Annotated in this window: 26 protein-coding genes; 15 read left to right on the forward strand and 11 right to left on the reverse strand. The window is 41.2% G+C overall.

What is annotated here, in order from left to right; all coding sequences use genetic code 11:
* Positions 1–448: 448 nt before the first annotated feature.
* Positions 449–856, forward strand: coding sequence for a LiaF transmembrane domain-containing protein (locus ACFFGT_RS25085; protein ID WP_377025264.1), 408 nt, complete (start codon positions 449–451; stop codon positions 854–856).
* Positions 857–1,213: 357 nt separating this feature from the next.
* Here the strand turns inward: ACFFGT_RS25085 and ACFFGT_RS25090 are convergent, their stop codons facing one another.
* From ACFFGT_RS25090 to ACFFGT_RS25105, 4 genes are read right to left on the reverse strand one after another with little or no spacing between them, the layout of a single operon-like run.
* Entirely contained in the window at positions 1,214–2,419 is a 1,206-nt protein-coding gene (locus ACFFGT_RS25090; RefSeq protein WP_377025265.1) for a hypothetical protein, read from the reverse strand.
* A 16-nt stretch (positions 2,420–2,435) separates the two neighbouring features.
* Positions 2,436–3,578, reverse strand: coding sequence for a hypothetical protein (locus ACFFGT_RS25095; RefSeq protein ID WP_377025266.1), 1,143 nt, complete (start codon positions 3,576–3,578; stop codon positions 2,436–2,438).
* Between the two features lie 32 nt (positions 3,579–3,610).
* Positions 3,611–4,759 carry a hypothetical protein gene (locus ACFFGT_RS25100; RefSeq protein WP_377025267.1) on the reverse strand — a complete coding sequence of 383 codons (1,149 nt, stop codon included), beginning with the start codon at positions 4,757–4,759 and terminating at the stop codon, positions 3,611–3,613.
* Positions 4,716–4,928, reverse strand: coding sequence for a hypothetical protein (locus tag ACFFGT_RS25105; protein ID WP_377025268.1), 213 nt, complete (start codon positions 4,926–4,928; stop codon positions 4,716–4,718). The genes ACFFGT_RS25100 and ACFFGT_RS25105 overlap by 44 nt, the downstream gene beginning before the upstream one ends.
* A gap of 50 nt (positions 4,929–4,978) precedes the next feature.
* Here ACFFGT_RS25105 and ACFFGT_RS25110 point away from each other — a divergent pair, with 50 nt between their 5' ends.
* From ACFFGT_RS25110 to ACFFGT_RS25130, 5 genes are all read left to right on the forward strand, one after another.
* Complete coding sequence (locus ACFFGT_RS25110) at positions 4,979–5,833, forward strand: LiaF transmembrane domain-containing protein (protein WP_377025269.1); 855 nt, start codon at positions 4,979–4,981, stop codon at positions 5,831–5,833.
* A gap of 33 nt (positions 5,834–5,866) precedes the next feature.
* Positions 5,867–6,202 (forward strand): DUF4288 domain-containing protein, encoded by a 336-nt coding sequence (locus tag ACFFGT_RS25115; RefSeq protein WP_110583047.1) that lies wholly within the window; start codon positions 5,867–5,869, stop codon positions 6,200–6,202.
* A 26-nt stretch (positions 6,203–6,228) separates the two neighbouring features.
* The gene (locus tag ACFFGT_RS25120; protein WP_377025270.1) at positions 6,229–7,263 is read left to right on the forward strand and encodes a sensor histidine kinase; all 1,035 of its coding nucleotides are present in this window, start codon (positions 6,229–6,231) and stop codon (positions 7,261–7,263) included.
* On the forward strand, positions 7,260–8,006 hold the full coding sequence (locus ACFFGT_RS25125; protein ID WP_377025271.1) for a LytR/AlgR family response regulator transcription factor: 747 nt from the start codon (positions 7,260–7,262) through the stop codon (positions 8,004–8,006). Before ACFFGT_RS25120 ends, ACFFGT_RS25125 begins: the two co-directional genes overlap by 4 nt.
* A 325-nt stretch (positions 8,007–8,331) precedes the next feature.
* Complete coding sequence (locus ACFFGT_RS25130; RefSeq protein WP_377025272.1) at positions 8,332–9,030, forward strand: L,D-transpeptidase family protein; 699 nt, start codon at positions 8,332–8,334, stop codon at positions 9,028–9,030.
* Between the two features lie 261 nt (positions 9,031–9,291).
* Here ACFFGT_RS25130 and ACFFGT_RS25135 read toward each other — a convergent pair whose 3' ends face one another.
* Positions 9,292–10,182 carry a flavin reductase family protein gene (locus ACFFGT_RS25135; protein ID WP_377025273.1) on the reverse strand — a complete coding sequence of 297 codons (891 nt, stop codon included), beginning with the start codon at positions 10,180–10,182 and terminating at the stop codon, positions 9,292–9,294.
* Positions 10,183–10,304: 122 nt separating this feature from the next.
* Positions 10,305–11,300: a fumarylacetoacetate hydrolase family protein gene (locus ACFFGT_RS25140; protein ID WP_377025274.1), complete on the reverse strand. Its 996-nt coding sequence runs from the start codon at positions 11,298–11,300 to the stop codon at positions 10,305–10,307.
* A 581-nt stretch (positions 11,301–11,881) separates the two neighbouring features.
* Here ACFFGT_RS25140 and ACFFGT_RS25145 point away from each other — a divergent pair.
* The 8 genes from ACFFGT_RS25145 to ACFFGT_RS25180 all read left to right on the forward strand — a co-directional run bounded on the left by ACFFGT_RS25145 (position 11,882) and on the right by ACFFGT_RS25180 (position 18,499).
* Positions 11,882–13,039, forward strand: coding sequence for a homogentisate 1,2-dioxygenase (locus tag ACFFGT_RS25145; protein WP_377025275.1), 1,158 nt, complete (start codon positions 11,882–11,884; stop codon positions 13,037–13,039).
* A 141-nt stretch (positions 13,040–13,180) separates the two neighbouring features.
* Positions 13,181–14,305 (forward strand): 4-hydroxyphenylpyruvate dioxygenase, encoded by a 1,125-nt coding sequence (hppD, locus tag ACFFGT_RS25150; protein WP_377025276.1) that lies wholly within the window; start codon positions 13,181–13,183, stop codon positions 14,303–14,305.
* Positions 14,306–14,433: 128 nt separating this feature from the next.
* The gene (locus tag ACFFGT_RS25155; RefSeq protein ID WP_377025277.1) at positions 14,434–14,673 is read left to right on the forward strand and encodes a hypothetical protein; all 240 of its coding nucleotides are present in this window, start codon (positions 14,434–14,436) and stop codon (positions 14,671–14,673) included.
* Positions 14,658–14,957: a type II toxin-antitoxin system RelE/ParE family toxin gene (locus tag ACFFGT_RS25160; RefSeq protein ID WP_377025278.1), complete on the forward strand. Its 300-nt coding sequence runs from the start codon at positions 14,658–14,660 to the stop codon at positions 14,955–14,957. The genes ACFFGT_RS25155 and ACFFGT_RS25160 overlap by 16 nt, the downstream gene beginning before the upstream one ends.
* 36 nt (positions 14,958–14,993) lie before the next feature.
* On the forward strand, positions 14,994–15,452 hold the full coding sequence (locus tag ACFFGT_RS25165) for a YciI family protein (RefSeq protein WP_377025279.1): 459 nt from the start codon (positions 14,994–14,996) through the stop codon (positions 15,450–15,452).
* Entirely contained in the window at positions 15,453–16,109 is a 657-nt protein-coding gene (locus tag ACFFGT_RS25170) for a DNA alkylation repair protein (protein ID WP_377025280.1), read from the forward strand. It begins immediately after the preceding gene.
* Positions 16,110–16,557: 448 nt separating this feature from the next.
* Positions 16,558–18,039, forward strand: a complete 1,482-nt coding sequence (locus tag ACFFGT_RS25175) for a PAS domain-containing sensor histidine kinase (RefSeq protein ID WP_377025281.1) — start codon at positions 16,558–16,560, stop codon at positions 18,037–18,039.
* A 16-nt stretch (positions 18,040–18,055) separates the two neighbouring features.
* Positions 18,056–18,499 (forward strand): response regulator, encoded by a 444-nt coding sequence (locus tag ACFFGT_RS25180; RefSeq protein WP_377025282.1) that lies wholly within the window; start codon positions 18,056–18,058, stop codon positions 18,497–18,499.
* A gap of 20 nt (positions 18,500–18,519) precedes the next feature.
* Here ACFFGT_RS25180 and ACFFGT_RS25185 read toward each other — a convergent pair whose 3' ends face one another.
* The 5 genes from ACFFGT_RS25185 to ACFFGT_RS25205 form a co-directional block, all read right to left on the reverse strand.
* Positions 18,520–18,993, reverse strand: a complete 474-nt coding sequence (locus ACFFGT_RS25185; protein ID WP_377025283.1) for a hypothetical protein — start codon at positions 18,991–18,993, stop codon at positions 18,520–18,522.
* A gap of 23 nt (positions 18,994–19,016) precedes the next feature.
* Entirely contained in the window at positions 19,017–19,997 is a 981-nt protein-coding gene (locus ACFFGT_RS25190) for a type I phosphomannose isomerase catalytic subunit (RefSeq protein ID WP_377025284.1), read from the reverse strand.
* A 168-nt stretch (positions 19,998–20,165) separates the two neighbouring features.
* On the reverse strand, positions 20,166–20,354 hold the full coding sequence (locus ACFFGT_RS25195) for a type II toxin-antitoxin system HicA family toxin (protein WP_377025285.1): 189 nt from the start codon (positions 20,352–20,354) through the stop codon (positions 20,166–20,168).
* Positions 20,354–20,569: a type II toxin-antitoxin system HicB family antitoxin gene (locus tag ACFFGT_RS25200; RefSeq protein ID WP_377025286.1), complete on the reverse strand. Its 216-nt coding sequence runs from the start codon at positions 20,567–20,569 to the stop codon at positions 20,354–20,356. Before ACFFGT_RS25200 ends, ACFFGT_RS25195 begins: the two co-directional genes overlap by 1 nt.
* Before the next feature lie 80 nt (positions 20,570–20,649).
* Positions 20,650–21,879 (reverse strand): NADP-dependent isocitrate dehydrogenase, encoded by a 1,230-nt coding sequence (locus ACFFGT_RS25205; RefSeq protein ID WP_377025287.1) that lies wholly within the window; start codon positions 21,877–21,879, stop codon positions 20,650–20,652.
* A 213-nt stretch (positions 21,880–22,092) separates the two neighbouring features.
* Between ACFFGT_RS25205 and ACFFGT_RS25210 the strand changes: the two genes are divergently transcribed.
* Complete coding sequence (locus ACFFGT_RS25210; RefSeq protein WP_377025288.1) at positions 22,093–22,803, forward strand: hypothetical protein; 711 nt, start codon at positions 22,093–22,095, stop codon at positions 22,801–22,803.
* Positions 22,804–22,822: the final 19 nt, after the last annotated feature.

Genomic DNA, 22,822 nt, shown 5'->3' on the forward strand with positions numbered 1-22,822 from the left:
AAAGTCTAATTGTGTAACTTGTTTCATGAGTTCTTGATTTAAAGTGTTTGTTCTTAGTTTTCACTTTAATCTACAACCTTTCTTTCAAGAACTCTTCTTTAACTATTTCATGCATACGATCTTATACAACACGCATAGCCACGCATACATGCTTTACAGCAGAGCGTATAAGATTTCTCCTCACTCCATCGCGCTTTCTCCTACCCGTTCGTCGAAATGACAATTTGATTTTTAGCTATAAGAATCCCCTTATCTTGTTTCCCGCATCTTGACTTCGTGACTCTTCTATGTCTTGTTTCTTGCATCTTGACTTCTTGCCTCTCTCCTCCCGTCTCTTTTTCACCGCCTTTATCCCTTGCTTTACCGACATCTCCCCTTACATCGCCAGGTATTGATTGACCTGTCTGCCGCATCGCTGTAGATTTGGGTAACATTAAAACTTAAAGCGATGAACAACGATATAATAAACACCGAAAACAAAAGAAATGGCAAGATCATGTTAGGAATAATTTTACTGGCAGCCGGTGGTTTATTTCTGATAGATCAGCTTGACGCCTTACTTATTCCCGATTGGCTTTTTAGCTGGCCAATGTGGTTCATAGCCTGGGGCGCTTACATGGGTGCCAAACATGACTTCAGGAAACCATCATGGATCTTTATGATACTGTTAGGCATAATATTCCTGATCAATGATAACGTTTATGATGCCGACCGTATAACCTGGCCAATTGCACTTATCATACTTGGTGCATGGATAGCCATAAGGCCGGCCAAACAAACCGACAGGGAGTTTTGGGAAAAGAACGAGAAAGCCAAACAGCATTTCGATTTTGAGCAGCCTAAAACAGAAGCTTAAACTCAATCATCCATCATATATCAAAGCCGGGGCATTTTTAAAAAGCCCCGGCTTTTTGTTGATATTTCCGGGTGTTCAACTTTTTTAGGTGTAAACACTTTCGTTTTTCTCAAAAATAAACAATATTGAAAATCAGCAACTTAACTTTTTGGTTTATTTTCAATTCATCAAACTTGAACACCTTAACACTGACAATCAGCAACTTAACTTTTATGAAAATAAAAAGCTGAACACCCCTTTTTCAAAAGTTGAACACCCTGTTTTTTTGAAAGTGGAACACTGGTTTGTGCTCAGGAATAGATTTGAACAAATAGCTGCCACAGGGGTGCAAAAGGTTTGTAGATACTGAGCTAAACCTTACCGGGCTATATAAAACCAGGGCATTTTAAAAAGACCTGGCTTTACAATAACATGAACGGTATCTCCTTTCTTAACCTGCTCATAAAGCGATTTGGAAACTTCAATGTCCCCGCCTTCTGATGGCCCCCATTTAGTCAGCGTTAAATTATAGATTATGGGCTTGGGGTTTTCATAAATAGCCTGGCTGATAATCTTCGCAGGGTATACTTTTGGTTCACCGGAATCAAAATTACAATTCACTATTACAGGAACTATAAACGAGTAAGCTATCACAAATATCGTAGCATAAACCCGTGTACTTGTGCTTGATCGTATTTTTTCTTTTGCCCCCGTCAATATCGAATAGAAAACCACACCTAAAATTATGATCATTATTAGGGCGGGTAAAAACACATCACCAAGGTGCACTAACTTGTAATCTACAAAAGCCCTTACCGAAAGCCCAACAAGGGGCATAAAAAGAGCTGTACTTAAAGATGGATACAAAGATGGTTTTACAGAACTCTCATTTCTCCTTTTACTATCAAGAATTATTGTATCTCTTTTTAAAAAAAATACAACTACCATTAATAAAGGATAGATTATCCCGGTTAAAATGGCATAATCATAAGGGCGGGGATAAACAAACACCCAAATACATATCGCTGCGCCGGTATAATTAAGCCAGGAGCATAACCGCTTTGCTTTCTTTAATGCAATTAATACTTCATCACTTGAATTACCTAAAGAGCTATCATTAAATACCTCATTCGCACTTGCGTGGTGTTGCCCGGCATCCAGATTTTTGCAATTCATCATCAGCCAGTCGCTTATCCCGCCAGGATTAGTAAAATAAGGGACATCATTCAAATAAATGGCTTTTTTGCCCAACTCACTTTTGGGCTTTAAATACAGCTTACCAAGCTTCATTCCATACCCTTCAATATCGGTAATTAACAACTCTTTCCGGCTAAATATCCCTTTCCTTACAATACCATATTGGGAAATAATAATTTTTGTTGCCCGGATATCAAGGTAAACAATAACTCCAAACAGGGTTAAAGCAATGCCAACGATCAATAATATCCACTCATTTTTCCCGGTTACCCCAAGGCCAATCAAATAAACCCCACCGGCCGCTATTGCACCGGCAAAAAGGCACAGAAATATTTTCCACCCTGTTTTAATAGTGTGTTCTGTTTCGGTGTTAAACTTCTTATTCACGATTATTTTCAGAGATTTATTTACTAATGTAAAACCAGGGGATTTTAAAAAGCCCTGGTTTTTCCACTACATGTATTGTTGAGCCAACCGCTGCACCATAATAAAAAGACTCAGAAACCGTAATGTTTTCAATTTCGCGATGATCGCCCCAGCTATCTATCATAATATGATAGCTGGTAGTTTTTTTATGAGATATGTGCCTGTCCATTACTATCGCAGGATATACCCCGGCTTGTGACCGGTCAAAATAGCAATTGATACTAACAGCCGCCCCTAAACCATAACCACCTGCCAATATGATCATCAGCAATAGCTGTCCAATCCGCGAGCTGTATGTTTTATTAAAGCCTTTAACTACCAGCGGCGCCAGGAACACTATGCCAAAAACGACACTGGGGATTAACAAATTGCTATAATTTAATATGTGATAGTAAAAGAAAGACTTCATTACAAGCAGCAGCACCCCAATATATAACCCCATCAGCAAGTTGTTATATGCACTGTTTTTCTTTGAAATTAACGTTGTCAGTCCCTTGCTCAGATAAATGACAACTATACCGGCCAAAGGATAAAACAATATGATTATGTCAACCGCATTACTATCCATGAATAGGAATAAAGCGCCGAACATAAGTGCAATTGCCAAAAGATTGTATATGCCTGATATACGTGCAGCGGTTTTAAATCTCGCAGTCCGTTCTTCGCCGGTATAACCTAAATCAGGGTCGGCCAAAATTTGATCTTTTTCGCTTTCCAATTCTTCTTTGTTCAGATCCCTCAGGTTTTCGCGTAACCATTTTGTTAATTCACCCAGGTTACCAATGCTTGAATAATCGTTTACTTTTATCTTACTGTAGCCCGTTTGCACAGGCTCAATAACAATGGATTTTTCCATAATCCTGAAACCCTTAATATCAGCACGTAAAAGTTCTTTAGTGCCAAATATAGTAGTCCTTACTATGCTGTAATCAGTAATTGTAAGCTTACTTTTAAACTGATTTATTAATATAGCTACACCACCGGTTCCAAATACAATGGGGAGTATAATAAGCCCATTAGTAGTTTTTGTTAGCAGGAAAAATGAAAAAATAATTGCGGCTATTGCCACTGCGCCATAAAAGAGCCGCCAGTATAGTGATATAGTGTATTCCTGTTCCATTCTGAAAATTGTTTATCGGTTTAACTTTCAATTTATTTACTAATGTAAAACCAGGGGATTCTTAAAAAACCTTTTTTAACATTCACCTGCACAATATCGCCCGGCGCTATGTTGTGATACAGCGAACCAGGAATATTAACATCTTCATTGTGCTGTCTGATGCCCCATGGGCTTAGTGTTAATGAATAGGTAACAATTTTCCCGGTGGTTTTAAACTGCTTTACCACTTTGGCTGTGGTACTTACCGGGGCCGATCTGTCAAAATCGCAATTGATAATTACTGCAGCGCCGAAAACGTAAAATACAATAACCATAATAATGGGCAAAAACTGGCTTTTGTACTTTTCGCCCAGGGCCTTTTTATTAGCTTCATTAAGCAGTACAAATAAAACAGCACCTATAACCAATACCGGGATCCATATGTTAGCGTACCCAAGCACTTCGTACGTATTGAAAGCAATTATCGTAAGGCATAACGAAGGCATGATCAGCCCAAAGGTGATATACGGATAGTTTGTTTTGCCGCGTGTATCCATCCGTATTATACCATTGTACAGGAACAACAGCAGTATGCCGGCAAAGGGATAAATCAGCATGATGGTATTAAGCACAATACTGCCATCAATATAAGGCGTTATTAAAAAACCAAAGCTTATAATGTTGTATATGCGGGCCACCAGCCTGGCCTGCTTAAACCTGGCAGCCTTTTCCTGATCGGTAAATCCAAAATCAGGATTGCTCAAAATCTCTTCCGTTTCCTTTACATAAGCCCGCTCATTAAGTTCATCAAACTGATAATTGAGCCAGTTGATAAGGCGGTGATTATTTTCAAGATACTGGTAACCGTTAATACGGATTTTTTTTTGACCCTTTTGCCGCGGCAGCACCGTGAGGATATTGCCATCTATTTTAAAACCTTCAATATCGGTCCTTTGGATCACGATGGTAGTAAATACGCCTGTTTCGGCTATCTGGCTATCGGATACGGTGAGCTTATACTTCCGGGTACTTATCAGCATATAAACCGAACCGAAAAACAAGGGGATTGAAAAAGCAAGTAACACCGGTTTACCATCAGCCAGTACTCCGTACGACATGCCTATTGCTACTATCACAAATAAAACCGAAGCTACGTAGCTAAATATTTTCCAGCCCCGGGCAAGGCCAAATTCCTGTTCCATTTTTTTGAGATGATAAGTTTAGTACAGTTATTTGATGATAAAAAACCGTCGCAACATACAAATTTTTATTTTTGCCGCATGTTAAAATATCAACTACAACTTTTTCACCGCCAAAACATCCCCCTTTACCGATTTCTTTAAATACATCGCCAGTTTTTGTTTGGCTCAACTATAATGTTACCTTAGTTTTGGATATGATTTTAATTTGAAGATAATACAATGAACAACGATATAGAACATCCAAAAGATCCCAATAAAGGCAAATCTGTTGCCGGGATCATTTTACTTGCTGTAGGCGGCATATTGCTGCTTCAGCAATTCCGAATTTTTTTCATACCCGATCATCTCTCCCTGTGGCCCTTATGGCTTATTTTCTGGGGTGTATACGTAGGTGCTAAACATAATTATAAAAAAGCATCGTGGGTTATGCTGGTAGGCCTGGGTATTATATTCCTGATAACCCAAAATGTTAACGACTCCGGCCGCATAGTTGGGCCCTTAGCAGTAATTGGTTTTGGTATGTGGCTGATATTAAGGCGCAACAAACACTTCGATCCGCAGCAATGGAAAAACGAGTTTAAAGGCGACAAATGGGGCAGCTGGGATAAAAAAGAGCCATTTCAGTTTGAAAAAACCGAAACTGTTGACTACACCGTAAAAGACGAAGGCACCGAAGTGCCGTCGGTTGATCCTTATGCTCAAAAACAGCAGCAGTACAACACTAAATATTCGGGTGATGATTATATCGATACCGTATCCATTTTTGGTGGGGTTAACAAAACCATTCTTTCCAAACAATTCCGCGGTGGCGATATCGTTAACATATTTGGTGGCGCCGAGCTTGATTTTACACAGGCTGATATTAACGGACGCATTATCATTGACATTACCCAGATTTTTGGCGGTACCAAAATTATTGTACCATCAAACTGGCAGGTGGTATCTGACCTTGCAGCGGTTTTTGCCAGTGTAGATGATAAACGCATCAGGAGCACCGCAAGTGTTGGCAGCGAAAAGGTACTGGTACTTAAAGGTGTATCCATATTTGCGGGTGTTGATATCCGCAGTTATTAATTAAAGCAGCTATTAACAATAAGCATAAACAACATGAACTGGTACGTAGCAAAATTAGTTTTCAGGGTGATAAGCGGAGATGGCGACCATCAGGCGCAATTTGATGAGCAATTAAGATTGATCAGTGCAGATAATGAGCTGGTAGCTTATGAAAAAGCCAACCGCATAGGTCACGCCAATCAGGATAGCTTTAAAAATATTGAAAAGCAAACCGTAAAATGGCAATTTATTGATGTAGCCGAACTTAACCAGCTTGGCGAACTTACCGACGGCACCGAGTTATATTACAACATACACGAAACACCCGATGCCGACCTGTATATTGCCTGGGCACATCATAAATCGGCCTTATTGGGCATCAGAAACTAAACCTTAAAAACAGAAAGCAACCCGTTTTGGAAGTTCCATCAATACAAACATCAAAACTATACGCGGCATTTGTAATATGCGGCCTGGTATGGGCTGCATTACAAACTTATATCATCCATAGTTTTGGTTTTTTATGGTTCACCGCGGCAACCGATGGTTTGCTGAGTTCCATACTGCTTTCATGTGCATGCTGGCTTATCAACAACAACTTGCGCTATTACCAGCCGGGTAAGGGCAGCTACATTAACCTGTTTATATGGTGCGTAGCGCTGGGCGGCATTTGTACTGCAGGCTGCCGTTACCTGTTACCGCTTATTAATACCGACCAGATTTACACCGGTTTCCTTGCGCAATCATTAACCATCCGCTTTTTTACCGACTTTTTGGCTATTGGCTGGATGGCCATGATCAGCTTACTGTGGTTTTCACAGCTCGACCAAAAAGAAACCCTGAAACGCAAAACCGAGGCCGAGCAACTGGCCCGTGAGGCCGAGCTGTATAACCTGCGGCAGCAACTACAGCCCCACTTCCTGTTTAACAGTCTTAACTCCATTAATGCCCTTATTGGCTTTAAGCCCGATGAGGCCCGCAGGATGATTCATCAGCTATCCGACTTTTTACGCGGAACACTTAAAAAGGACGATCAATTGCAGGTTAGCCTTACTGAAGAACTGGCACACCTTAATTTATACCTCGATATAGAAAAGGTACGCTTTGGTCACCGTTTACAAACCGAAATAAGCTGCGACCCTAAATGCGGATCCGCAATACTGCCATCTATGCTGTTACAGCCTTTGGTTGAAAATGCCATTAAATTTGGCTTGTACGATACCATAGGCGAAGTTACCGTGAGCATTCGCGGTGAAATTGAAGATGGCTATCTGAACTTAATGGTACAGAACCCCTATGACCCGCAAACATCAAAACCAAAAAAAGGTACAGGTTTTGGTTTGCGGGGAGTGCAACGGCGATTATATTTGCTGTATGCCCGCAACGATTTGATGGAAACCCATGCGAGCGATGATCTGTACACAACCATTATAAAAATACCGCAACTATGAAGCGAGCTTTAATTATTGACGATGAACCTTTAGCCCGCATGGTTGTAAGGGAATACCTGCTTGATTTTAAAGACATTGAACTGATACAGGAATGTAACGATGGCTTTGAAGGCCTTAAAGCCATTCAGCAATACCAGCCCGACCTTGTTTTTTTAGATATCCAGATGCCTAAAATTACCGGTTTTGAAATGCTTGAACTGGTTGAGCAGCCCCCTGCCGTAATATTTGCCACTGCATTTGATGAGTATGCCATAAAAGCTTTTGAAGCCCACGCGGTTGACTATTTATTAAAACCCTTCAGTAAAGAACGCTTTAATAAAGCGGTTGAAAAGTTCCTTGCTTCGGCGGCCCCAAAACCTGCGGCTAAACAAACCGAAGAATTGTTGGAAACCGCTGCTACCCAATCGCCTGCTCAGCATGAGCGCATTGTGGTAAAAACAGGCACCAAAGTAAAGATCATCCCCGTGGCCGATGTTGATTACTTACAGGCCGACGATGATTATGTAAGTGTGATCACCAAAGAAGGCTCATACCTCAAAAACAAAACAATGAGCTTTTTTGAACAAACACTTGATCCAAATCATTTTGTTCGTGTTCATCGTTCATATATTGTAGCCATACCACAGATCACCCGTATCGATCCGTACGAAAAAGACGCACACCTCGCTATCCTGAAATCAGGCGCCAAGATCCCGGTAAGCAAAACAGGATATGTGAAATTGAAACAGGTGCTGGGGATCTGATAGTATTTTCCCTTCGTCATTGCGAGGTACGAAGCAATGACGTGTTGAGAATAGCACGTTACCCTCCCCCAATGGCGCAAGTCTTGTGTGAGTGGCCAGGAGGGTTGATGACTTGTGACTTTATTCGCAATTGCTTCGTTCCCCCTCCAATGGCGCAAGTCTTGTGTGGTTGGCCTGGAGGGTGGATGACTTGTGACTATGTTCCCAATTATTTCATTCCTCACAATGATGATGGTGAATATTTTCCAATCAATAAAAACAACCGCGCACAATTTATCTGCCGCCTCCACGTTAACTATAATCATAGTTAAACCCTAAACAACCAATGCCTAAACTGATTGCCCTGCTGCTGTCACTCCTGTTGATAGCACCTCACAAAACCGAAATCCCCGATAGTAAACTGGCCGGCGATGTACGCGCCAAAGTATGGCCCAAGCTTCAGAAAGAACTTAAGGACAAAGGATTTAAGACTTATAATTCTGTTTATATCCGTATTATTAAAGATATCAGCATGCTGGAGGTTTGGGTACAATCGGGTAAAAAGTATGAGCTGTTTAAGAGCTATGATGTATGCACGTACTCCGGTGGCTTAGGCACTAAAACCCGCGATGGAGATGGCAAAAGCCCGGAGGGATTTTATACCATTGAGCCTAAACAGCTTAATCCTGTAAGTAATTATTACCTGGCCATTAATGTTGGTTACCCTAACAAGGTTGAGCAGCTAAAAGGCTATACCGGCAATGCTATTATGGTTCACGGCCATTGTGCATCCATCGGCTGTTATGCCATGACCGATGCGCGGATTGAAGAGATTTACACATTGGTTTACCAGGCCTTTGCCGCCGGTCAGCAAAAAATCAGAGTGGATATTTTTCCTTTCAGAATGGAGGAAGCCCGTTTTAAATTTTACGCCGCTTACAAACAGGATGCCTTTTGGCGAACGCTTAAACCGGGTTATGATCTGTTTGAAAAACGGCAGGTACCGGTTGAATATCATATTAAGGGAAAGGATTATGCTTTTTGACCGTTGATTTTTTTTGATTACGTTGATAAAGCCTTTTATTACTCCTCTTGCCCGTGTCCCCACAATAAGTGTTCGGAAGAAAGAAAAAAGCGAGGGATTGTGCGATTCCCTCCCTTGGGAGGGTGTAGGGAGGGGTTTCAGCGAGATGTCTGTCGTTAAAAAGGCGTATAAACCCCTCCCTGCCAACACGCAATCCTAACACACCCCTCCCAAGGGAGGGAATAAAAAGTCACCCCGACAGGCTTTAGTATCACATAATTATCAATCCATCAACAGCACCATCAAAGCCTCCACTACCCTCTCCTCGTCAAGCAATTGTTTGGCTTTTAAATGTAGTTGCAATTCACGGGTTTGGCTATCGCCGATGGTGGCGTCAAGCACTTCTTTTATCTCGGGACTAAGCGCAAAGGCTTCGATAGCTTCATCGGTGGGTATGGCCTGCAGGTTGCCCAGCTGCCCCAGGTTATTACCGGTAAGTATCCTTGAATTGCGGATGGCATAAGGCAGTGCATCAACACCTATGCCTATTTTGATGTTTGGCTTGGCTACTTCAAACAGGTTATCTTTAGTAACGCGGCAATACCAGTCGCCGCCAAGGCGGGCTACAAGGTCCATTTTTTCCTGGTCTATTTTACCGTCCGCGCCTAAAACGGCATCGCTGATATGGATCAGCTTAATTTCGGCAAGTACCAGATTACCTGCGCCATGGCTTTGCCCCAATTCAATTATCCCGTTAACCACACATTCCAGTTGCACATATGATTCGGCCACACGTGGAGGCTTTACCAATTGTGATGGTAATTGCGTCAACCCCGATTTTATAAACTCGTTAACACCCTGCGGATACTCTACGCTCGACAGCGAGGTTTGCTGCACCATATTGTAATTAACAATATTGATCACACATTCGGGCACCTCCCTTACATTTTCGAGCGTATGTTTGGTGGTATTGTCCCTCACCCTGCGCGATGGCGAAAAAATACAAACCGGCGGGTTTGTGCTGAAAAAATTAAAAAAGCTGAAAGGGCTCAGGTTCACGTTACCCGCTTTATCGATAGTAGATGCGAGGCATATTGGCCGGGGCGCTATTGCATAATGCAGGTAGCTTTGAAGCTGAACAGGCGAAAGATCGGATATGTTAATGGTGGGCATTACTATGTATCATTATAAAATGTCATTGCGAGGAGGTACGACGAAGCAATCACGTAGCTATCCAAATCGGACATGCATTGGCTACAAGATTGCCACGCTTCGCTCGCAATGACATAGTTTTCTTACTTCTTCAATTTCAAAATTGAAAAATCACTATCAGCTTTTTTAATAATATTACCCAGCATACCCAGTCCGGTGATCTCCATTTCAACCAGGTCGCCGTCATTTAACCATTGTGGCTCATAATCGGCATTGTTAAGTACGCCTGTACCATTCAGTTCAAGAAAACAGCCGGTGCCAACGGTACCCGAGCCTATTACATCACCGGGTAGCACGTCACAGCCATAAGCACAGCGTTCAATGATCTCGGCAAAAGTCCAGTCCATATCGGCCATATTACCTGCCGATACCTGTTTGCCGTTCACCACGCACTTCATCTCCAGGTTATAGGCCTTACCTGTATGACCGGGTTTTGCAGGCACTTTATATTGTTCCAGCTCATCGGGCGTTACCAGCCAGGGACCAATCACTGTCGAAAAATCCTTGCCCTTTGCCGGGCCAAGGTTCAGCAGCATTTCTTCCATTTGCAGGGTGCGGGCGCTCATATCATTCATGATCATATAACCGGCAATAAAGCTATCAGCCTCGGCAGCTGTAATATTACGTCCTTTTTTATTGAGTACAGCGGCCACTTCCAGCTCAAAATCAAGCTTTTGGAAATGATCGGGCATGCACTCAATTTCGCCGGGGCCTTGTATTGCGTTATGATTGGTAAAATAAAATATAGGGTACTGGTCAAACTCCGGTATCATATCCAGCTTACGGTTTCGCCTCGCTGCAGCCACATGCTGACGAAATGCGTAACCATCGCGGCATGACGTTGGGTGAGGCACCGGGGCCATCAACTCGAAAAACAATTCCTCTTTAGCTTCTATCTTTCCCGACCTGATATCTTCATTAACCCTTGCAGCATGATCCATCAGTTCGGGCCCTCCCCATAAAAACTCATTCATATTATCAGGTATCAGCTTGTCGCAGGAGTTTAAATTGTAGATATGGCCATTAACAAAAATGCCCAAATGCTCGCGGTCTTCGGTTTTATAGGATACTAATTTCATAGAGATAGTATAATTGGTATGATCAAAGCTAATGATTTTTTGTTACGTGATTGGTTGATTAAGTTGATTAGGTGATGGGGATTTATTCTCCTCCCCGCCGCCGCTCGGCTCCAGCCGAGTGGTAGCTATTTCACGGCCTCTGGCCGCCGACATGACGTATACAGGCCAGAGGCCTGGGGATAATTGCCACTCGGCTGGAGCCGAGCGGCGGCGAAAATATCAACCATACAACCACTCACCTAATCAACTTAATCAACCACTCACCACTCACTCAATCAACTTAATCAACCACTCACCTAAATTTGCATCCTAAATATAATCCTCCTAACTTAGTATCATGTTGCGGATACAAATGCATTTCCTGTTTTCATTGGGGTTAACCTCCATGAGCGATGCTTCATCGTTCAGAGATGCTGTGCTTGCCAAGATCGTGCTGGCGCAATACTAATTCCCTCTCCCATTTTCTTCATTCTTTTTAACCATTGTTTATAAAATGGTTAAGTCTATGCGGTCCGGACTTTTTAAGCCCGAACACAAATCAGCATTTTATACGTTTTATTGTTAACCAATTAAACCAATCCATGCCTCTATATCATAGTTTAGGATCAATTCCGCCTAAGCGGCATACGCAATTCCGTAAGCCCGATGGTAGTTTATATGCCGAAGAGCTGGTTTCCACCGAAGGCTTTTCGAGCCTTTATTCGCTGGTATACCATGCCTACCCACCCACCATTGTAAAAACCCTTGGCGAGCCTTACAGCGTGGAGCCCAAAATAGCGCGCGAAAAACACCTGAAGCATACCAGCCTGATAGGTTTTAACGTGCAGCCGGAGGATGATTACCTGCAAAGCCGCAAGCCTGTGCTGGTAAACAGCGATCTGCATATTTCGCTGGCCGCGCCGCGCCAAAGCATGACCGATTATTTTTATAAAAACAGCCAGGCCGATGAGGTAGTTTTCATTCATGAAGGCACCGGTACTTTAAAAACAGGTTTCGGTAATATCAAATTTCAATACGGCGATTATTTGGTGATCCCCCGCGGCACTATTTACCAGATGGAGTTTGACGGCACAGCTAACCGGCTTTTTATTATAGAAAGCTTCAGCCCTATCCGTCCACCAAAGCGTTACCGCAACCAATACGGGCAGTTGATGGAACATTCGCCCTATTGCGAACGGGATATCAAACGCCCGGCCGATCTGAAAACTTATGATGAGCATGGCGATTTTAAGATCCTGATTAAAAAACAGGGCCTCATCTATCCTTATATCTATGGCACCCATCCTTTTGATTTTATAGGCTGGGATGGTTTTCATTATCCATGGGCACTATCAATTCATGATTTTGAACCGATAACCGGCAGGCTGCACCAACCGCCGCCTGTGCACCAGACTTTCGAGGGCAACAACTTTGTGATCTGCTCGTTTGTGCCCCGCAAGTTTGATTATCATCCGCTTTCGATCCCCGCTCCCTATAACCATAGCAATGTGGATAGCGACGAGGTTTTATATTATGTAGATGGCGATTTCATGAGCCGTAAAAGCGTGGTAAAAGGGCAGATCACCCTGCACCCGGGCGGGATCCCGCATGGCCCGCACCCCGGCTCGGTAGAAAAATCAATAGGCAAAGAATCAACCGATGAACTGGCTGTGATGATCGACCCTTTCCGCCCGCTGATGCTTACGGAGGATGCTATTAAAATAGAGGATGAAAATTACTATAAAAGCTGGCAATATTAACACTATGTCATTGCGAGCGTAGCGTGGCAACCGCACGGAAGCACATTCGCCCTGTATTGCATGCGATTGCTTCCTTCCCGAAATAAATTCGGGACAGGTGGTTCCTCCCTGCAATGACAACATATTTATTTCAAATTAATCATGAACACACAAACTTTAGATAAACAACCAACCACTACCGATTTCCTGCCCCTTAACGGTACAGATTATGTTGAATTTTATGTAGGCAATGCCAAGCAGGCGGCCCATTACTATAAAACCGCCTTCGGTTTTCAAAACATGGCCTATGCCGGGCCAGAAACCGGTGTGCGCGACAGGGCATCGTACGTTTTGCAGCAGGGTAAGATCAGGATAGTGCTTACTACCCCTCTGCATTCTGATCACCCTATAGCCGAGCATATTAAAAAACATGGCGATGGTGTAAAGGTATTGGCACTTTGGGTTGATGATGCCTATGATGCTTTTGAGCAAACCACCAAACGCGGCGCCGAAGCATACCAGCAACCGCAAACGCTGACTGATGAATATGGCGAGGTACGCACCAGCGGCATTAAGCTGTATGGCGAAACCGTGCATATGTTCATTGAACGTAAAAACTATAAAGGTTTGTTTTTACCCGGGTACAAGAAACTGGAAAACACCTACAACCCAACCGATGCCGGTTTGCTATATGTCGACCATTGCGTGGGCAACGTAGGCTGGCACAAAATGAACGAGTGGGTTAATTTTTATGAAGAGGTTTTAGGTTTCCGTAACATCCTCACCTTTGATGATAAAATGATCTCGACCGAGTATTCGGCTTTGATGAGTAAGGTGATGAGTAATGGGAACGGCTATGTTAAATTCCCGATCAATGAACCGGCCGAGGGCAAAAAGAAATCGCAGATTGAAGAATACCTGGAATTTTATGAGGACGAAGGCGTACAACATTTAGCTTTAGCAACCCATGATATTGTAGCTACAGTAACCGAACTGCAAAGCCGCGGTGTTGAGTTTTTAACGATACCATCAACCTACTATGATGACCTTACCAGTCGCGTTGGCCATATTGATGAAGACCTTGAACCCTTAAAACGTTTAGGCATTTTGGTTGACCGTGATGACGAAGGCTACCTGTTACAGATCTTCACCAAACCGGTTGAGGACAGGCCAACGCTGTTCTTCGAGATCATCCAGCGCAAAGGCGCTAAATCATTCGGCGCGGGCAATTTTAAAGCCCTGTTTGAAGCCATTGAACGGGAGCAGGAAGCAAGAGGAAACCTTTGATTTCGGATTTCGGAATTTCGATTTCGGAATTTGAAATGTGCAGAAATTTTGTTTTGAAGCCGGGCGAATGCCCGGCTTTGTTGTTAATGATTAAATTAGTAATTTGACATTATAATAAAAGGCAGGCAATGAACATTAAGGAAGATTTTCATCATTTGATAGATACTATTGATGATGAGCAATTGTTAAAAAGCTACTATCAGCTGGTTCAGCAATTAAACGCTAACCGAACCGGCCATCTTTGGAATAACCTTAACGAAGCCGAAAAGCAGGAGTTACTAATAGCTTACGACGAAAGCTTTGACGATGCAAATCTTTTATCACATGACCAGGTAAAGCAGATGCATAAAAAATGGCTAAAACAATAGTTTGGAATCGCAAAGCCAGTGATAAGTTCAACTCCATCATCGCATATTTAGAACAGGAATGGGGCGAAAACGTTACAAAGAATTTTGTTATTAACACCTACAAAATAATTGAGCTCATAGCAAATTACCCCGAGATGGGGACTTTAGAAAACAAAGAAAAGCAAATACGGGGTTTTGTTATAACCAAACACAACACCTTATTCTACAGAGTTGAAGAAGATAAAATAGTCCTGATAACCTTTTTTGACAATAGGCAACATCCAATAAAAAAACCCAAAAGCTAATCAGTTTGCACCTTCGATTACATAAATTCTAAATCCATGAAAAAAGCTTTACTCATTATTGCATCTTTTGCATTTAGCATTACTTGTTTTGCCCAAAGTAAACCTGTTTATGATGCCGCCCTGGCCAAAAAACTGGGGGCCGATGATTATGGCATGAAAAAATATGTAATGGCTTTTTTAAAAGAAGGGCCAACACAGCTTAAAGATTCGGCGGCTAATATGCAGCTGCAGATGGCGCACCTTAAAAACATTGGCAGGCTTGCAGCCGAAGGGAAACTGGTTGTTGCCGGTCCGTTTTTGGATAACCAGCCATTGCGCGGTATTTTTATTTTTAATGTAGAAACCGTTGAAGAGGCACAAAAACTTACCGAAACCGATCCAGCTATCAAAGCAGGGGCTTTAGTTATGGAGCTTCACCCTTTTTATTGCAGCGCGGCACTCATGCAGGTTGTACCTATCCACAACACGCTCCAAAAGAAAAGTATGACTAATTAAATGGATGATATACAATTTGTACTTGAACATCTCAAAGAAAAAGCCGATGCCACTTATTTGCAGGGCATGGTACGTTTTGGCATCGACACCTCCCGGGCTTTAGGTGTAAAATTACCCGAGATCCGTAAACTGGCCAAAACCATTAAAAAAGATCATGGGCTGGCCTTAACGCTTTGGGATACCCAAATACATGAAGCCCGCATGCTGGCCTCCATGATAGCCGACCCTAAACAGATTACCCCCGAATTAATGGACATTTGGGCTGGTGATTTTAATTCATGGGACATTTGCGACCAGGTTTGCGGCAATCTTTTCGACCGCAGCCCATTTGCCATTGATAAAGCTGTTGAATACAGCGCTCATGAACAGGAATTTGTAAAACGTGCCGGTTTTGTTTTAATGGCCGAATATGCCGTGCACAACAAAACCGCACCTGATGAAGTTTTTATCAGCCTGTTCCCCATTATGGAGCGGGAAGCCTGGGATAACCGGAATTTTGTAAAAAAGGCCATTAACTGGGCTTTAAGGCAAATAGGCAAACGAAATAATATATTAAAAGTTAAAGCCATTAACACTGCGCGAAATATTTATAACCAGCCCTCCAAATCAGCCAAATGGATAGCTAATAATGCACTTAATGAACTAATAAGAAAATAACAATATAATATTTTTCCATAAAATTAAACATAGCTAAACTGGCTGTAAAATAGGACATTATAATACCCAATAATAGTTCACCCATATTCACTAACTTAGTGCCCACTATTTTTTACAATCAAATTACGTCAAAGTATTTTATTGAAGATATCTTCATCTTTTTAATGTATTTAAACAAAGTATAGGTTATTTGATGGATATTTTACAAAATATCACTTCAATTAGGAGTACATATAGCAGGATATTCTAAAAACCGTAAATACCAGTAAAAGAATACATTATAAAGTATCAAAAATATTATATTTGAGGCTGAGCAAATGTGGAATAATGATTGAGAAGAAATTTACAGCCAAACAACTAATGGTTGTAAATTTAAAAATCATGGCACAATATTTTAATAATAAGCACGTGTCAAAAAACAAATTGAATTAGTGAACGGATTGTTGATATGAGTTTTTCGGAAAAGGGTAAACTTTCTGGCGATGACATACATCTTACCCCTTTGATCAATGATCTGGATACGGGTATCTGGAAGTATAATTTCAATACAAGGGAGGTAAAATGGTCAACAGGCTTTTATGCAGTATTAGGCTATCAGCTCAATGAAATTGAATGTACTGCCAATACCTTTTTTGAGCACCTGCTTTACCATGGCGATAAACCGGCTTTTACCAATGCCATCAACAACAGGATAACTGAAAATACACCACCGCTGCAATTACGTTTTTTAACTAAAAAAAATGGTTACCAATGGTTTGAAACTACCATCAGGAAACTGGACGACGAGCATGGCAGCATCGCTTATGGTTCGCTTATAAACATCAACCGTTATAAATATAACGACTTATTATCGGCACACAATCAAATCATTAATGATGATGCCTTTAAAACGGCGCGCTTAGGTATTTGGGAAATTGAACTTCAAAATGCACAAACCATTGTGCTGTCAAAACAGGTGTATGATTTGTTTGATCTTCAAAACCACTTAAACCTGAGTGTTGAAGAATTTATCAGTTTTTTTGAACCTCCATACCGGCCTGTTTTACAAAATGCTATTAACAATACCATTAATCATAGCCGGCCTTTTGATATAGATCTGCTTTTACGCTCGGCCAAAAACCATATGCTATGGTTAAAAGTAAAGGCAGTGCCCGTAATTAACCATTTTGGTAAATGCACTGCAATTAAAGGCGTTGTTCAGGATATTGACAGTGAAAAAAGAAAGCTGCTAAAGCATGAGCAATCGATAAATTTGCTAACCGACCAAAACCGCCGCCTGCAAAACTTTGCATACATAGTATCTCATAATCTTCGTTCACATACCGGTAACCTTCAATTTATGGTAAACCTTTTTGAACAAACCGATGCTAATGAAGAGCGGGAGGAGATCTTTTCGCACATAAAAACCATCAGCGATAGTTTAGATCTTACCATTGAACATATTAACGAAATAGTAAAGATCCAAACAGAAATTACCAAAGAACGAAAAATAGTTGAGTTAGAGCCGATGTTCAAAAGCATTTGCTCGGCACTAAAAAACAACATTGAATCCATAAATGCCCGTGTTGAATGGGATTTTACGCAGTGCGGCGAAATCAGTTATATCCCGGCTTATATGGAAAGCATTTTACAAAACCTGCTTACCAACTCATTAAAATACAGCCATCCCGACAGGCCACCTGTTATCAAATGCTATACAATACAGGAAGGGAACCACATTTACCTTATTTTTGAAGATAATGGCCTGGGGATCGATCTTGAACGTTATGGCGATAAGATTTTTGGCATGTATAAAACATTTCATAATAACAGCGATGCTAAAGGAATTGGCTTGTTTATAACCCGCAACCAGGTTGAAGCATTGGGAGGCAGTATCAAGGTTGACAGCGCTGTAAACGTTGGCACAAAATTTACTATCAGATTGGCATAATTAAAAATTCGGAGAGATGATTGCAGAGCGAAATCCCGCTAACACCTGGATTGTAGATGATGATAGTATTTATGTTTACGGCCTAAAAAAATTAATAGGTAAAAAGGAACTAAATACCCGGCTAAGCCACTTTTTAAACGGCCAGGAGGCCATTAATGCACTAAAAAAAACAAAAGAAGATCACCAATTACCCGACGTAATATTACTGGATATCAATATGCCGGTGATGGACGGATGGGATTTTTTGAATGAATTTGCGAAATTAAAACCACAAACAGGGAAAAACATTACTGTTTATATCATAAGCTCATCAATTGACCTTAATGATATGCACCGGGCTAAAAATATTTCTGAAGTTTCTGATTATATTTTTAAACCGATAAAAGCCAGCCATCTTACAGAAATTTTTGCTCAAACAAAATGGTCTGCAAACGAAGGGATAAAGAAATACGGAACATAATAAATATTCCGTATTTCTCTTTATTGCTTTACCAAAACTGATGTAGATATATAATTTTGAGAGGTATCCTTAAATGTAAGCTGAACCTTTCCGCCCACATTATTCAGTTGACCATACGAGGTACTTTGATCTGATAGGGTAAACTTTATTCTGTTACCAGTACTTATTGCCCAGTTGCCTGCAGTAGATTCACCTTTCGATCCTATAATTGTGATACTATTAGGAGTTCTTGAAACGTAACAGTCCTCTGCTCCTACGTAAGCCGCGGCCCATGTTCCGTCGTCTTTAAGGGTAGTTTGGTTATCGCTCATGCATGGAGAAGCTGTACTTGTATATGTTTCCGAAACACCTGTGTCCATGTTCACATTAGTTTCGGATACAAGTACATACTTACCGGCATATGCACTTTTAGGATTGTTGTTTTCTTTTTTGCAGCTATTACCGGCAAAAAATACAGTTAAGATAAGGCTTAAAAAGGTTATTCGTTTATTCATACTTGCAGGTGTATGGCACTTAATTATTCGATATAGCTTTCCAGGATTTTAAAGCCGCCTGTTGTTTCCAGCTCAATTTTATCGATGCTTTTTGGTAACAGGATGCATTCACCCATTTTAACGGCGTATGCCTCGTTGTTGTATTTAACCGTATAGCCGCCTTCAACGCAAACGTGGATCACAAATGAATCAAGTGCCGAATAGTCTTTTGAAGTACTTTCATCAAAATCAAGCACGTTGGTGGTAAAGTACGGACAGCTTACCAGCTTTACAGTTTCGTTCTCTTTAGGCTGATATATTGTTTTATATTCAGGATAATGTTTGTAATTAATAGCGGCAAGGGCCTCTTCGGTATGCAGCTCACGTTTCTGGCCTTTATCGTCAACACGGTCAAAATCGTAAATACGGTAAGTAATATCTGATGTTTGCTGAATTTCAGCAAGTAATAATCCTTTACCAATAGTATGTACCCTGCCTGCCGGTAAAAAGAAAACATCATTGGCTACAGCAGTCTCCTTGTTCAGGATATCCATAATATGGCCGCTGTTTAAAGCGTCAACATATTTTTCTTCAGTCATTTCCTGGTTAAAGCCGGTAATCAATGTCGAGCCTGGGTCGGCCTCGATAATATACCACATTTCGGTTTTACCAAATGAGTTATGGCGTTCTTTGGCCAGTTTGTCATCAGGGTGCACCTGTACCGAAAGATCATCATTGGCATCAATAAATTTCACTAATAAAGGGAAGATGTTACCGAAGTGGTCATAAACCTTTTTACCAACCAGCTCGTCTTTGTATTGCTCCAGCAAATCGGCCAATGATTCGCCTTCAAGGGCGCCTGAAGCTACAACCGAAACATCAGATTTTACACCTGATATCTCCCAGGTTTCGCCGCAATTAGGTAAGCTTCCAAAATCTTTATGCAGATAGGTTTTGATCTTTTGACCGCCCCATATTTTGTCTTTATATATGGTTTTGAATTTTAATGGATATAATGCCGACATAGTGTTGTGTATTTTGACCGCTAAGTTAGGAGTTAAATAGATAATTGAAAATGCTAAATTGATTTACTTATTCTTATAAAACAACACAGGCCGCTACCCGATGCAGGTTTGTTCAAAGATTGGCTGACTCTGCAAAAGCCAGACTGATCATTAAAATTTGAGAGGGGCTTATGAAAGCGGGGGGATCTCCAACTGCTTACAGATTTTTTTACAAAGCAAATTATCAAGTTCCTGATGTCTGCCTACGGCCGTTTGTTTTTGATTAAGTGGATTTATATAAATGGCATGATTGCTACCTTCACGTAACAAGTAGCAGCCTTGCTTTTCAAGATGCTTAACCAGGGCCGAACGTTTCATTAAAAAAGCTCTAACTCTTCTTTAATTACTTCCCTACCTAAGTATTCCTTTTCGGTAATTTCCTTGTTGGTATCCAATATAAGCTTTAAAGCGTCAAGCAAATTAGCTTTTAATTCATCGATACTTTCACCTTGCGACATAGCAGCAGGTATCTCTTCTATTTGCCCGACAAGCCACCCATTTTCTCCCTGTTCAATTATCGCCGTAAATTTCATACTCAAATATATTCAAAATTAAACACATAAAAAAGTCCGCCTTATATAAAGGCGGACTTTCAAAAAGTTATCAAAAAAGCTTATAAGCCCAATTTCGCTTTCAAATTTTCGTCAATTGCAGCTAAAAACTCTTCGGTGTACAGGTAATCGGTACCGTGCTCCACTTTAGGTTTAATAGTGATGGCCAAATCTTTGGTCATTTTGCCGCTTTCAACTGTTTCTATACAAACTTCTTCCAAAGCTTTGCAAAAATCAATCAGCTCCTGGTTATTATCTAAGATACCGCGGAACTCCAAACCTCTTGTCCATGCAAAAATTGATGCAATTGGGTTAGTTGAGGTTGGTTTACCAGCCTGGTGGTCACGATAGTGACGGGTTACTGTACCGTGGGCAGCTTCTGCTTCCATTACAGTACCATCAGGAGTAACCAGGGTTGAGGTCATTAAGCCTAATGAACCAAAGCCTTGTGCTACGGTATCTGACTGTACGTCGCCATCATAGTTTTTACAAGCCCAAACAAAGTTACCGTTCCATTTCAGGGCCGATGCAACCATGTCATCAATTAAGCGGTGCTCGTAAGTGATACCTGCTGCTTCAAACTTTTGTTTGTAATCGTTTTGATAGATCTCTTCAAAAATATCTTTGAAGCGGCCATCGTATTTTTTAAGAATGGTATTTTTGGTTGAAAGGTATAAAGGCCAGCCTTTCATTAAAGCTTGGTTAAAGCAGGCATGCGCAAAACCTTTGATAGATTCGTCGGTATTGTACATGGTTAATGCAACACCATCGCCTTTAAAGTTAAACACTTCAAATGACTGCTCAGGGCTGCCATCTTCAGGAGTAAACTTAACAGTAAGCTTGCCTTTACCTTTGGTTAAGAAATCGGTAGCACGGTACTGATCGCCAAAAGCATGACGACCGATACAGATTGGCGCTGTCCAGTTTGGTACCAGGCGCGGTACATTGCTCATAACAATAGGCTCACGAAAAACAGTACCATCCAGTATGTTACGGATAGTTCCGTTTGGTGATTTCCACATTTGTTTTAACCCAAACTCAGCAACCCTTGCTTCGTCGGGCGTAATAGTAGCGCATTTAATACCAACGCCATATTGTTTGATAGCGTTAGCTGCGTCAATAGTTACCTGGTCGTCGGTTTGGTCGCGGTACTCGATACCCAGATCGTAGTATTTGATATCAAGATCAAGGTACGGGGTAATCAATTTGTCTTTGATGAATTTCCAGATTATGCGGGTCATTTCATCGCCATCCAGTTCAACTACCGGATTCTCTACTTTTATTTTTGACATGCCTGATGTGGTTTTTGTTATACAACGGCCCCAAATATATAAAATTGACCTTATGAATTTTATCAAATAATGCAATGAAAAATTATAGATTTCGTTATAATGACAATTATTAACCCCGGTATTGTTGTTTTTATAAACTTTGGTGCTATTTTTACTAAAACAAAACGCTTACCATAAAACAAGCTCCTTATTAAACAGGTGCCGCCGTTTATTATGATAAAATCCATACTAAAAACTTCCATTATAATCCTGTTGTGTTCTGTATCATTTTTAGCAAAAGCCCAGATAGGGTTTGATTATGCTCAATATGAAGTTGGTTTTGCCGCAGGGATCAACCAGGCAAGCTCGGCCGATGTTCAAACGCTGACAACAACACCATCTATTCACCTCAATTTTACTTACAATCAAAGCCCGTATGTAAATTATATTTTTGATGTGGAAGTAGGCCGTTTAAAAGGAGGCGGGCCGAATACAACCACACAAAGGCAGTTTGAAAACCACTTTAGCGCATACTCGTTCAGGGTGCAGGTACAGGCGGGCGAAATAATTGACTATTCGCAAAGCTCCATTGCCAATGCTTTTAAAAACCTTTACCTGTCATCGGGTTTAGGGCTCATTAACAACAACGTTGTAGTAAGAACAGATGATGTGCTTTTGTTAGATAAGGGCCTGGTATTGCCCGGCGAGCCTAAAAAAAATGAAATATTTATACCGGTAAGATTAGGTTATGAATTTAAGCTTTTTAACAGCTATAACCAGCCGGCTGTTAAAATTGATCTGGGCTACCAATACAACTTTATTATGGGCGATGAGCTTGACGGCTATATAGCGGGTAAGCATAATGATGCATATTCGCAATTTAATATCGGCTTTAAATTTGCCATTGGCGGTGTTACTTCGTACCGGAAACAAATCCATTATTAAGTTCAGGTAAAAATCCTTT

Source organism: Mucilaginibacter angelicae, assembly GCF_042434235.1.
Lineage (GTDB): Bacteria > Bacteroidota > Bacteroidia > Sphingobacteriales > Sphingobacteriaceae > Mucilaginibacter > Mucilaginibacter angelicae.